The organism is Streptomyces sp. SLBN-8D4 (assembly GCF_049739545.1).
Classification (GTDB): domain Bacteria; phylum Actinomycetota; class Actinomycetes; order Streptomycetales; family Streptomycetaceae; genus Streptomyces; species Streptomyces canus_C.
Genome location: NZ_JBMGQC010000001.1, coordinates 4,677,459 through 4,690,480 on the forward strand (window position 1 = coordinate 4,677,459; position 13,022 = coordinate 4,690,480).

A 13,022-nucleotide genomic window follows, 5' to 3' on the forward strand; every position below is an offset into this window, starting at 1 on the left:
CCCAAGAAACGAGTTACGCCACATGACCGCCGCCCGATCCGGCCCGTACTTCTCCGTCCACGAGATCCCGTTCAGCACACACGGCTCCTGGTTCGGTTTCTCTCCCGTGCTGGCGGAGAAGACACGTGCCGAGGACCTCCACCTCGTCTCGCACCAGAACGGCATGCACGCCGTCCTGCGCCTCGTCCCCCTGGACGCGGCGACGGGCGAGCGGGCCGAGACGCGTATCGAGGCGGCCCCGGGCCTGCTCAGCTGGATCGGCGAGCGCGGCCGTGTGGAACTCGCGTACGAGACGCCGGACACCGTACGCGTGCACGGCGAGCGGCTGGGCCTGCGTGTCACCGCGGCGGCGAAGAGCCTGACCCCCTTCAGCGGGACCTACTTCTACCGCGACCCCGTGGACAACGCCCACATATTCACCTCGTACGAGACCGGCCGCCGCTACCGGATCACCGTGCTGTCCGGCACGGTCACCGAGGTGTCCGGTGCCCAGACGCTGGGCGCCGGTGACCGTGGTCTCGCGGTCACCGCCGGGGCCGACGGATCGTGGGAGGTCGCGATCGAGGAATTCGACAGTGCGCGACAGCCCTACCGGCCGTCGGCGACCTTCGGCGAGGTCATGGCGGCCGCGCGACAGTCGTTCGCCGAGTTCGTCGACGCCGTCGCCCCCTGGCGCTCGTCCACCACCCCGGCCGCCGAACTCGCCGCCTACGTCGTCTGGTCGGCGACCGTCCGCCCGGCCGGCCTGGTCACCCGCCCCGCCGTGCTGATGTCCAAGCACTGGATGGACAAGGTCTGGAGCTGGGACCACTGCTTCAACGCCCTCGCCCTGGCGCCGGGACACCCGCAGCTGGCCTGGGACCAGTTCTCCCTGCCCTTCGACCACCAGGACGAGACCGGCGCTCTGCCCGACTCGGTGGCCCACTCCGAGGTCCTGTACAACTTCGTCAAACCGCCCATCCACGGCTGGGCCTTGTCCCACCTGCGCAGACTGCTGCCCGAACCCCTCAGCCGGAAGGATCTCCTCGAGGTCTACGGCAGGTTGGCACGGTGGACGGACTTCTGGCTCACCGCCCGGCGCGCTCCCGGCGCCGCCCTGCCCCACTACCAGCACGGCAACGACAGCGGCTGGGACAACGCCACCACCTTCGACCCTGAGCGCGTGGTCGTCACTGCAGACCTGGCCGCCTTCCTCGTCCTCCAGCTCCGCGAACTGGCCGCCCTGGCCGACGAGTTGGACCAGCCGGACGACGCCCGCCGGTGGACTCGTACCGCCGAGGCCACCCAGGCCGCGATGCTCGACGAGCTGTGGACAGGAGAGCGGTTCATGGCGCGCGGCGCGGACAGCGCCGCGACCTGGGCGAGCTCAAGCCTGCTGGACCTGATGCCGATGGCACTGGGCGAGCACCTCCCCGAGCACGTCGGCAAGGCCCTGGCCGCCCGGATCGAGACCCACCTGACCTCGTACGGACTGGCCACCGAACTGCCCACGTCATCGCACTACCTGTCCGACGGTTACTGGCGCGGTCCGATCTGGGCACCCGCCACCGTCCTCATCGAGGACGGCCTGCGCCGAGCCGGCCACCACCGCCTGGCCGACGACATCAGCGCCCGCTTCCGCGCCCTGTGCGAAACCCACGGCTTCGCCGAGAACTTCGACGCCCTCACCGGCACCGGCCTGCGCGACCGCGCCTACACCTGGACCGCCGGCAGCTACCTCCTCCTCGCACGCGACCACCAGCACCGCGCGGACATCGCCGTCACCACCGTCGTCTGAACCGCGAGCGACGACCCACCCACACGTCCGGCACGGGGGCCGGCAGTACAGCGACAACAACCCCATCCGAAGGGACGTAAGCACATGCCAGCACTCGGGCAAAGACGCTCGGCCGCGAGACGCCTTCTGCGCGGCGTCGCGACGACGCTGCTTCCGCTGACCCTCGTCGCCGGTGTCACCGCCGTGACGGCCACGCCGGCCTCCGCCGCCAACCCCACCCTCACCGTCGACCTCGGCAACTCCACCGGGGCCTTCCGCGGCGGCGCCTCCGGGGCACTGTACGGCCTGTACGGACCGGACGTACCGACGAACAACCTCATCGAGGGGATGGGGCTGACGACCACCAACACCAAGTACCAGGACGGTCAGCAGCACCCCGGATCGGACGCTCTCGAGATAGCGAAGCCGTTCGTGGACAGCGGCGGCAGGGACGTCATGATCTACATGACCGACGTGTACCGCACGGTCTACGAACGGACCAGCTACGCGCAGTACCAGGGGTACATGAGAACCCAGGTCGAGCAGGCGATGGCCAGCCCGTACGCCGGTCACATCGTCTTCGTGCCCTACAACGAGCCGGACATAGGCTGGTTCAACGGCATGCGGAGCAACTCGTCGACGCTGGCCGCCTTCAACTCCGAGTGGCGCCAGACCTACGACTTCATCAAGGGCATCTGGCCCGCGGCACGGCTGGCAGGGCCCAACCTCGCCGGCTTCAGCGCCTCCGCTCTCGGCACCTTCCTCAGCTACTGCAAGACCAACAACTGCCTGCCGGACGTCGTGACCTGGCACACCCTGGGCAGCCCGGCGGACGTCCGCAGCACCGTGGACGCCTACCGGACCGCGGAGGCCGCCGCGGGAGTCACCCCGATCACCGTCAACCTCAACGAGTACGCCCACCGCTACCACCTGACCGACCCCGGCCAGATGGTCCAGTGGATCGCGGGCATCGAGGACGAGAAGGTCGACGGCAACCTGCCGTACTGGAACATCAACGGCAACCTCGGCGACTCCGCCGCGGCTCAGAACACGCCCAACGCCCAGTGGTGGCTGTACAACTGGTACAGCTCCATGAAGGGCGGCAACACCGTCAAGGTCACCAGCAGCGGAGCCAACGCCGCGTACACCCTGCAGGGCGTGGCGAGTCTGGACACGGCCAAGAAGCAGGCCCGGGTCATCCTCGCCGGGGGCGGCACCAGCGGTGCCTCCGACACGGTCGTCAAGAACATCGACCCCGCTGTCTTCGGCAGCACCGTGCACGTCAGCGTGTTCCAGGACCGATACAGCGGCTACATCGGCGCGGCGGCGACCCCGACCCGGCTCTCCGACGCCGACGTCGCCGTGGGCTCCGACGGCTCGATCACCGTCCCCATCACCCTTGACCGCATGTCCGCGTACCAGGTGATCGTCTCGCCGGGCGGCACCGGCAGCGCCACCGCCTCCGACAGCACGTGGACTGGCACGTACGAGGCCGAGAACGCCACGCTCAGCGGCAGCGGCTACGACATCAACACCGAAGGCACCACCGGCAACGTCGGCAAGTTCGCCACCTCCGGCACCAAGGACGTCGGGGGCCTGCGCACCGGCTCCACCACGGTGATCTCCTTCCCCGTCTCCGTCCCCACCACGGGCGACTACAACCTGTCGGTGTTCGGCAACAGCTACGCCAAGGACCCCGACGTCAAGGGCCCGACGAACATCTACGCGCGGGTCGACGGCGGTGCCTCCACCAGGATCGACATTCCGGTGGGCTTCCAGTGGGTGGTGTGGGGACACGACGACGCCACCGTGCACCTCACCGCGGGCAGCCACAACATCACCCTGGCCACCACGGGCGACAACGGCGCGACGACCGTCGGCGACGCGATCATCGACAAGATCGACCTCCAGTACAAGGACGCCTCTGTCCAGGGCACCACGCTCTACGAGGCCGAGCAGGCGGGCCTCTCCGACAGCGGCACCGCCACCTACACCTCCCAGGGCCAGTCCGGCGCGGGCGCGGTGAACCTCACCTCCGGCAAGTCCGCCACCTTCTGGGTCTACTCGCCGAGGGCCGGATACGCCGACCTGACCGCCCGCTTCCGCAACACCGGCCAGGCCGACCTGACCGTCAACGGCAAGACCGTCAACGACCAGACACTCTCCGGTGCGACGACCGGCGCCTGGTACACCTCCACCGACCGGGTGTACCTGAACGGCGGCATCAACAAGGTCAAGGTGACCGGCTCCGGCGGCACCCTCGCCCTGGACGACCTGGCCGTCACCCCGTTCAGCGCCTCGGACCCCGTCACCACCGGCAACGTCGTCACCTACCAGGCCGAGAACGGCACCCTCACCGGTACCGCGGCCGTCGACAACACCTACAGCCAGGCCAACGGTGGCGTCGTCAAGGGCATCGGCAACGGAACCGCCAACTCCCTCACCCTCAACGTCAACGCGCCCACGGCCGGCACCTACGCCATGACCATGCGCTTCGCCAACAACGAGGAACTGCCCTCCAACCACTACAACCCCGACCTGTACGCCGAGCACGCCGACGTCAGCGTCAACGGCGGCACCTCCACCCGCGTCAACTTCGCCAGCACCCTGCACTGGAACCAGTTCCAGAACTACACCGTCCCCGTGACCCTCACCAAGGGCGCCAACAACGTCAAGTTCACCGCCTCACAGCTGTACAACTGGGACGGCACCACCATCGGCGTCGTCTACTCCGGCGGCGGCAGCGACATCGGGCAGCCCATGCGGTCCAGCTCCGCGCCCCACCTCGACCAGGTCTCCTTCGCCCCCGCGAGCCTGCACATCGGCGCCGCGGCCGGCTTCTCCTCCACGGCCGTCGCCCAGCACAGCGGGCTCTGCCTGGAGAACCCCGGCCAGTCCACCGCCGACGGCACCCAGTACCGGCAGAACACCTGCGGGAGCGGACAGGAGCAGATCTTCGACTTCCACCCTGTCGCCGGGACGACCGACACCTACACCGTCGTCAACCACTACAGCGGCAAGTGCCTGGACATCAGCCAGATCTCCACTGCCGACGGCGCCGCTGTCCAGCAATGGACCTGTCTCAACGGCCCCAACCAGCGCTTCACGCTCCGGCCGGTGACCGCGCTCGGCAACAGCCACGACTACCAGCTCGTCGCCGTGCACAGCGGCAAGTGCGTGGACGTCAGCACCATCTCCACCGCCCCCGGCGCCCTCGTCCACCAGTGGACCTGCGACACCGGCAGCACCCTGACCACCAAGAAGAACCAGATCTGGCGACTCGCCGGAAAGGACTGACCAGGAGCGGATCCCGCCCCTCTCCCGGTCGGCCCGGTGACGGGAGGCCCCGCTCCTCTGTAGGGCCCGAGAGGGCCACGACATCCGGTCGTGGCCCTCTCGGGCTGCGCGTTGACCCGCCGGTGGCGGCGGGAGATTGAGGCGGGCGCCGTGACGACGGAACCTCGTGTGGCACGGTTCAAAGGAGCCCAGCGCGATCCCACGACGCCCCTCGTATGCGTGAGCGGACGGTTTGGCACGAGGTGTCACGAGCGGGATCGAGCGCAAAGCCGCGTGGTGCTGACCAGACAGGACAGCACTACGCAGTAGCCCCGGGCACCCCAGGCAAGGATTCGGCCGCACCCCTGAAGCGGGTTTCGATTCTCGTCACCCGCTCTTCTTGAAGCCCCAGGTCAGCGGCCCGGGGCTTCACTTGTCGGTGAGCCCTCAGCGCACCGTAGTCCGAGCGGGCTCAGCAGGAGGCAGAGCGCGATGCCGCCATCGCGGACGGCCCCCAACTGAGCCTGTCATGGGCGCTCGCCGAAGCCCGGGTGTTCCATCTTCAGGGCGTGGGACGGCCGGCACGCGCGGAGAGGGCTGCGGCCGGGCAACGGGCGGAACAGGACGCGCCCTCCTGCCTGGCCGCCGAGACAGCGCGACTGGGAGCGATCGAAGGGGGTGCGCCGGAAACGCTGCCCCCCTTCTCCCCTACGAGAAGCAGCCCGACCGACCCCTTCTCGGCGTACAGGTCCAGGTGCCGGCGGAGCTCCCGGCGCAGGAATGCCGGGAGGCGGGAGCGGACCTTGCGGTCGGAGGCGTTGGGTTCCGCACTCCCGGGCCGCGACTCGGCTCGACCGCGCCCGCCACGCCTGCGGTGGTGGTGCGGGATGAGCAGGCCGGTGTCCCGGTAGCCGCCGACCCCGATCACCGTGGCCCTGAAAAAGTTCCCGGCTCGAGGCAACCCTTTGCGGAGCCTGTGACCACTAGGGATCGGATCCGGCCAGTTCGGTGTCTGGATCCGGACCTCCGGTGAACGGCATGCAAGGAGAGCACCTCCCCATGAACAACCCCACGAACGGCGGGCGCCGCGGGCGTCACCGCCGTCGCTGGACCGCCACTGCTCTGCTGCTCGGCGTGCCCCTCGCAGTCGTGCCGTATCTCCTGTTCGCGCAGGAGGATTCGCAGGCCGCGACGGTCGACGGTGATGCCTACTACAGACTGGTCTCCGTGCGCAGCGGCAAGGTGATGGACGTCAACGGCTTCTCCACTGCCGACGGCACCCGTATCCAGCAGTGGACCGACCAGAACACCGCCAACCAGCAGTGGAAGCTGAAGCCCACGGGGGACGGCTACTACGAACTGGTGAACCGCAACAGCGGCAAGATGCTCGGCATAGCGGGCGATTCGACCGCCCAGGCGGCCGCCGCCGAGCAGCAGACCGACAGCTCCTCCACCTCCCAGGAGTGGCGGATCGACGATGTGAGCGGTTCCGACGCCGTCACCTTCACCTCCCGCAGGAGCGGCCAGGTCCTGGACGTCTCCGGAGGCTCCACGGCCCAGGGCGCGCCGATCATCCAATATCCCAGCAGGGGCAGCACCAACCAGCAGTGGAAGCTGGTGAAGACGGCCGGGACCCAGACGGCCGGGACCGGCGGTGCGCAGACCACGGCCGCGGCCGGACCGTATGTGTGGAAGAACGCCCAGGTGGTGGGCGGCGGTTACGTCACCGGGCTGGTGTTCAACCAGAAGGAGAAGGGCCTGCTGTACGCGCGCACCGACATGGGCGGCGCCTACCGCTGGGACACCGCGGCCGAGCAGTGGATCCCGCTGACCGACTGGCTCGGTGAGAAGGACTGGAACCTGCTGGGCATCGACGCGCTGGCCACCGACCCCGTCGACCCGGGCCGGCTCTACCTCGCGACGGGCACCTACACCAACGAGTGGGCGGGCAACGGCGCGATCCTGCGTTCCACCGACCGGGGCCGTACTTTCCAGCGGACCGATCTGCCGTTCAAGCTGGGCGGCAACGAACCCGGCCGCGGGGCGGGCGAGCGGCTCGTGGTCGACCCCGCGAACCACGGCACCCTGCTGCTGGGCACCCGCAAGAACGGCCTGTGGCGCAGCACCGACTACGGCGTGACATGGAGCCAGGTCTCCGCGTTCCCCGTCAAGGGCGGGGCGAGCACCGGCGCGGGCATCTCCTTCGTGACGTACGGCCCGTCCGGCAGCAACACGGTCTACGTCGGCGTCAACGACACGTCCACGTCTTTGTACCGCTCCACCGACGGCGGCAGCAGCTGGCAGGCGCTTTCCGGGCAGCCCACCGGCCAGACGCCGCAGCACGGTGTGGTCACCGGTGACGGGACGCTGTACCTGTCCTACAGCAACAGCATCGGCCCCATGGACGCGACGGCGGGCTCGGTGTGGAAGTACGCCCCGGCCGGCGGCGCGTGGAAGAACATCTCGCCGTCGCAGGGTGGTTACGGGTTCTCCGGTCTGGCCGTCGATCCGCAGAAGCCGTCCACGGTGATGGTCACCACCCTGGACCGCTGGTGGCCCGAGGACGAGATCTACCGGACCACCGACGGCGGCACGACCTGGAAGGCCCTGGCCGACAAGTCACAGCGCGATGCCTCCGGCGCTCCGTACGTCGGCACCAACACCGGGCACTGGATGACCGCGCTGGCCATCGACCCCTTCGACTCCGGGCACGTGCTGTACGGCACCGGCAACGGCATCTGGCGCAGCAAGGACGCGAACGCCTCCGACAGTGGTGGCACCAGCCACTGGGCCTCCGGGGCCCGCGGGCTGGAGGAGACCTCGCTGGCGGACGCGATCGCTCCGCCCGGCGGCGCCACCGTCATCACCTCCATGGGCGACCAGGGCGGCTTCCGCCACGACTCCCTGACCGAGGTACCCGCCGGACGGCTGAAGAACCCGCTGATGAGCAGCAGCACCGACATCGACTTCGCCCAGTCGTCCCCCGCGATGATGGTCCGCGTCGGCACCGGCGGCGCGCAGGACGGCGCCTACTCCACCGACGGTGGCAGCACCTGGAACGGCTTCACCGCGGAACCGGTCCCCAGCGCGAACAGCGGCCATGTCGCCCTCTCCGCGGACGGCTCCACCATCGTGTGGACCGAGGGCGGCCGGGCCCCGTACCGCTCGACCGACAAGGGAGCGAGCTGGTCGAAGGTCAGCGGCCTGGGCACCGACGCCGTGGTCGTCGCCGACCGCTCCTCGGCCAATACCTTCTACTCCCTGTCCGGCGGCACGCTGTACGCCAGCACCGACGGCGGCGCGACCTTCACCGCCCGCGCCGGCAACCTGCCCTCCGGCCGGCTCGCGGCCGTCCCGGGCATGGCGGGAGACCTGTGGATTGCCGGTGGTGACAAGGGGCTGCTGCACTCCACCGACGGCGGGCGCGCCTTCACCACGCTCGGGTCGGTGAAGTCCGCCTCCGCCCTCGGCTTCGGCAAGGCCAAGACGGGCACCGACTACCAGGCCCTGTACCTGATCGGCACCGTCAAGGACGTCACCGGAGTCTTCCGCTCCACCGACAAGGGCGCCACCTGGCTCCGCGTCAACGACGACGCCCACCAGTGGGGCGCCATCGGCAGCCTCGGCATGATCACCGGCGACCCCGACACCTACGGACGCGTCTACATCGGCACCAACGGACGCGGCCTCCAGTACGGCGACCCGTCCTGACCCCGACGCCCGAGCGGGGCCGCAGCCACAACGGCCTGCGGCCCCGCTCCGGCTGAGGGCCCTCGCTAGGGCATCGAGTCACCGCGGTTCTGCAGGCGACTGCCCGCCCCCACCGACGAGGGAGCTCGGCCGGCCAGGCACGTTTCTCGCCGGTTCCGGGCTCCATGCCTGGCAGGCAGCGATCGGGCCCGGGTTGTCGTACGAGGCCGTTCAGGTCCCCCCGTACTCGTCGTGGCGGCGCAGCCAGTGGGTCTCCTCGTCCTGCTCATGGCGGCCCGACGGGGTCCGGTCGAGGAGGCCGTAGTAGGCCATGGCGGGCTCAAGGCCGCGCGCGGTGGTGACGTACGTCCGGTAGACCATGCCGTCGGACAACGCGTAGGCGCTGAGCCCGGGGCCCTCGGTGACATACCCGAACACGTCCGTGCCCGTCGCCTGTGCCATCTGGCTCACCATCGGTGGGATGTCACCCTCGAGAAACAGTCTCAACTCGTCCTCGGTGTACAGGAAGCCGAGGTCCCGGTGGAAGTCGCCGCCGACCGTGGAAACCCAGTCGAAGCTCCAGCCCATCCGCTCCCGGTAGGCGAGGAGCTTGTCGAGCGGAGCCCGTGAGGAGCAGATCAGCGTCACGTCCCTGGCCCTGAGATGGATCGCGTTGGCGTCGAGGGTGTCCGCGATCGAGGAGCAGACCGGGCATCCGGCCTCGTACGACGGGCCGAACATGAAGTGGTAGACGAGCAGCTGGGAACGCCCGTAGAAGAGGTCCGCAAGCGCCTTGGTGCCGTTCTCGGTCTCGAAGCCGTAGTCCTTGTCGACCGGCACCCAGGGAAGTTCCCGCCGCTTCCGCGCGAGTTCGTCGCCGCGTCGGGTGAGCGCCTTCTCCTCCGCGAGGAGTTCCTGTCGAGCTGTCTCGAATTCCTCCAGGGTGCCGACTCTGTGCTCCGGCATCGCCATTCCCTCCTGGCGTGGAAGGGGAACACCGCCCCGCGACGGCGGTCGCCCGCAACGGCTGCAGCGGCTGTCAGTAGTTGCCCGCACCTACGTGCCCATCCGGCCTCACGTTCCACGCTACGCGCCCGGCGGCGGCGGTGCTCGTCAGGGATGCCGCCGGTCGCCACGAGGTGGGACGGGCGCTCGCACTCGCTGACGCTGAGCGCGCCGTCGGGCACCGCCCCCGCCGTCACCACCGGCCGGCCCGCCGTCTGTCACGCCTCGCACCGCCTCACCGGCCCGGCTCCGGCGCGCCGACGGCCCGTCAGGACGCTACGGGCCAGGGACGCTTGCGTCCAGGCGATCTCTCTTCCAACCCCCGTGACCTGCGGCGAAAGTAGTCACCGCCACCGGGCGTCACACCCCACGACATCCTTCACAGCTGCACCTGCAGGGCAGCTGTCCGGGCCAGGGATGTGCCTTCGCCCGCTCGACTTTCATGCCGCAGGAGAGACTCATGAAGCTGAGCAACACCATCCGCCGTACCTCCGCCGCGCTCGCCGTCGGTGCGATGTCCCTCGGTCTGGTCACGGTCGCCGGCGGAGCCGCGCAGGCCGTCGCCTCGTGCACCGGCAACGTGTCGATCTACGGCACTCTTTCGGACGGCAAGCTGACGTACACGCAGGTCGAGCCGAACACCGGGGATCGCGTCAAGACGCTCATCGGCCCGAACCTCGGCTTCACGCCCAAGGCGATGGCGACCCTCAACTTCAACACGGTGCTGGTCACTTCGACCGCCGGTGACCTCTACCGCGTCGACGTCCAGACCAACAACACCTCCCTCACGGTGGCCGGCGTCGCCAAGATCTGGGACGGCGGCTGGACCTTCGACAAGATGGTCTACGACGGCGCCGGCCACCTCTACGGCACGGTCGACGGGCAGCTCCACCAGTACCTGGTGTCGCAGGACAAGCCCACAGGGCCGGCCCACATAGGCCAGCACGTCGTGATCGACACGGGCTTCGTCCTCAAGACGCTGGCCGCCGCGGGCGACGACCGCATCATCGCCTCGACCTCGGACGGCCGCCTGCTCAGCTACAAGATCAACGGTGTGAACGACTGGGACCGCGCGGTCCTGAAGTCGAGCGGCTGGTCGGGGGTGGACTCGCTCTCCTCGCCGGGCGGCGGCCTCTACTACGGCCGTACCAACGGCGGCATGTACTGGTACCACGACTCGGACCCGACCGACGGCGACGGCAGCGACATCGCGTACCACCCCAACGACCCGGTGGACGCGTCCGGCTGGACCCAGAGCCTGCTGTCGGCCTACGCGGACAACTGCGCCTACGTGGCGCCGGCCCCGCCGAAGTCCGTCCAGGGCGGCACGATCTACCGCAACGAGGTCATCGACCGAGCCAAAAACTGGTACAGCCGCAACGTCCAGTACAGCCAGAGCGCCTACGCGAGCGACGTCGACGGCGACCACTCGTACCGCACCGACTGCTCCGGGTTCGTCTCCATGGCCTGGCACCTCACCACCTCGCTGACGACGTCGTCCCTCCCCGGCGCGGGCACGCAGATCTCCAAGGCCGACCTCCGGCCCGGTGACGCGCTGAACTCCAGCGGCGAGGGGCACGTGGTCCTCTTCGCGGGCTGGAAGGACCAGGACGCCGGCTCCTTCTACTACTACTCCGAGGGCAGCCCGTCCTCGGACATGAACTACTCGACCGCGAACGTCTACAGCGGCACCATCGACAGCCACCCGGCCTCGTCCTACATCGCCCTGCGCTACGACAAGATCGCCTGACGCGCCCCCACTACCTACCTCGAAGGCCCCGCCGACCCCGGCGGGGCCCTCTCGCGTTTCACCTACCGTGCCCGTGCCCGTGCCCGTCCCCGTGCGCAACGCCGACGAGGACACCCGGATCGTGCTGATGTGACGTACACGGAGAGCGCCAGGGCGGCTTCGACACCACCGCGCACGTCCCGGACCACGAGTACGGGGCGTCGGCATACCGTGAGCAGTGCGGTCGACTCCATGGACTCGCCGAGGACCTAATTCCCATCCGCCTACGCCTACGCCCACGCGAAAAGGGCGGCGCCCCCTCGGTTCGAGGGGGCGCCGCCCTTTTCGGGTCCGCCGGTATCAGTACCAGTTGTTCGCCTGCCAGAAGTTCCAGGCGTTGCACGGGGAGCCGTAGCGGCCGTCGATGTAGCTCAGACCCCACTTGATCTGGGTGAGGGGGTTCTGCTTCCAGTCGTCGCCCGCGACGTCCATCTTGGTGGCGGGCAGCGCCTGCGGAACGCCGTAGGCACCGGACGACGGGTTCGTCGCGTTCCAGCGCCAGTTGCTCTCGTGGTCCCAGAGCGTCTCCAGGCAGGCCCATTGCGCGGAGGTGGCCCAGGAGGCGTCCTTGTTGTTCATCAGCTGCCGGCCGGCGGCCTTGACCTCGGTGATGTTGTCGCGGTCGACCGTGTCCGTGGGGGTGGTGCAGGTGTAGGTGCCCGGCTGGGCGGACAGCAGCTTCTGCGTCCAGCCCCGGGTGTTGACCGGGTCGTCGAGGTGGTACGAGATGTCGGAACCGGAGCCGTCGGTCGGGTTGGCGTCCTTGTACCAGTACATGGCACCGGTGGACAGGCGGCCGTAGTAGAGGCCGGAGCCGGGCGAGACGAGCTGGTTGAAGCCGGACCAGCCGGAGGACTTGAGGGTGTTGCCCTTCCAGGAGCCGGCGCCGGCGATGGTGTAGTCGAGCAGCCGTCCGTCCTCGGTGGTGGCGCTGAGCCGGTCGTCGCCGGTGGCGGTGAGGGTCTTCAGGACGAACCCCGTGTCGATCTCGGTGCGCACGCCGATGTGCTGGGAGCCGGCCGGCTTGTCCTCGGTCACGTTGTAGCGCAGCAGCAGACCGGCCGCGGTGGTGCCGTAGAGATGGCCGTGACCGTCGTAGGTGAGCTTGTCGTGGGTCCAGCCACTGTCGGCGATCTTCACCGGTGCGTTCATCAGGGCGAGGCTGGTGTTGTTGGTCTTGATGTCGACGCGGTAGAGGGCGCCGGAGGTCGACGTCAGCAGGACGGTGTTGAAGTTGAGGGTCGCCATGGCCTGCGGCTCGAAACCGAGGTCAGGCCCCACGAGCACCTTGGCGAGGTCTCCGGTGGCCGGGTTGAGCTGACTGAACGTCAGCCTGCCGTCGTCGAGTACGCCATAGATGTTGACGCCGCCCGAGCAGGTGGTGGCCGCCTCGGCCAGGGGCGCGGTCACCGTGAGGAGCGCGGTGCTGAGGGCGCCGACCGCCAACAGGCCCGCGACTCTACGGCCGGGTTTGCGGATGTTCATCATTTTTCGTTCCCCCTGGGG

General features: G+C 69.2%; 6 protein-coding genes. 4 read left to right on the forward strand and 2 right to left on the reverse strand.

The genetic code is table 11. The features are described from left to right. Positions 1–22 precede the first annotated feature (22 nt). From RKD20_RS21060 to RKD20_RS21070, 3 genes are all read left to right on the forward strand, one after another. Positions 23–1,777, forward strand: a complete 1,755-nt coding sequence (locus RKD20_RS21060) for an amylo-alpha-1,6-glucosidase (RefSeq protein ID WP_424879077.1) — start codon at positions 23–25, stop codon at positions 1,775–1,777. An 84-nt stretch (positions 1,778–1,861) separates the two neighbouring features. Continuing rightward, complete coding sequence (locus RKD20_RS21065; protein WP_424879078.1) at positions 1,862–5,053, forward strand: RICIN domain-containing protein; 3,192 nt, start codon at positions 1,862–1,864, stop codon at positions 5,051–5,053. 1,038 nt (positions 5,054–6,091) lie between these two features. After that, positions 6,092–8,743, forward strand: coding sequence for an RICIN domain-containing protein (locus RKD20_RS21070; RefSeq protein ID WP_424879079.1), 2,652 nt, complete (start codon positions 6,092–6,094; stop codon positions 8,741–8,743). A 210-nt stretch (positions 8,744–8,953) separates the two neighbouring features. On the opposite strand, the gene RKD20_RS21075 is transcribed toward RKD20_RS21070, so the two are convergent. Further along, a complete protein-coding gene (locus tag RKD20_RS21075; RefSeq protein WP_424879080.1) occupies positions 8,954–9,688 on the reverse strand; it encodes a DUF899 domain-containing protein in 735 nt (244 codons plus the stop codon). Positions 9,689–10,187: 499 nt separating this feature from the next. On the opposite strand from RKD20_RS21075, the gene RKD20_RS21080 reads away from it, so the two are divergent. Further along, positions 10,188–11,477: a tachylectin-related carbohydrate-binding protein gene (locus RKD20_RS21080; RefSeq protein WP_424879081.1), complete on the forward strand. Its 1,290-nt coding sequence runs from the start codon at positions 10,188–10,190 to the stop codon at positions 11,475–11,477. Between the two features lie 339 nt (positions 11,478–11,816). Here the strand turns inward: RKD20_RS21080 and RKD20_RS21085 are convergent, their stop codons facing one another. Continuing rightward, positions 11,817–13,004 carry a tachylectin-related carbohydrate-binding protein gene (locus RKD20_RS21085; protein WP_424879082.1) on the reverse strand — a complete coding sequence of 396 codons (1,188 nt, stop codon included), beginning with the start codon at positions 13,002–13,004 and terminating at the stop codon, positions 11,817–11,819. Positions 13,005–13,022: the final 18 nt, after the last annotated feature.

Excerpts from the sequence above, each read along its gene's own strand:
- RKD20_RS21060 (WP_424879077.1), top strand. The coding sequence starts at position 23 with ATGACCGCCGCCCGATCCGGCCCGTACTTCTCCGTCCACGAGATCCCG.
- RKD20_RS21065 (WP_424879078.1), top strand. The coding sequence starts at position 1,862 with ATGCCAGCACTCGGGCAAAGACGCTCGGCCGCGAGACGCCTTCTGCGC.
- RKD20_RS21070 (WP_424879079.1), top strand. The coding sequence starts at position 6,092 with ATGAACAACCCCACGAACGGCGGGCGCCGCGGGCGTCACCGCCGTCGC.
- RKD20_RS21075 (WP_424879080.1), bottom strand. The coding sequence starts at position 9,688 with ATGCCGGAGCACAGAGTCGGCACCCTGGAGGAATTCGAGACAGCTCGA.
- RKD20_RS21080 (WP_424879081.1), top strand. The coding sequence starts at position 10,188 with ATGAAGCTGAGCAACACCATCCGCCGTACCTCCGCCGCGCTCGCCGTC.
- RKD20_RS21085 (WP_424879082.1), bottom strand. The coding sequence starts at position 13,004 with ATGATGAACATCCGCAAACCCGGCCGTAGAGTCGCGGGCCTGTTGGCG.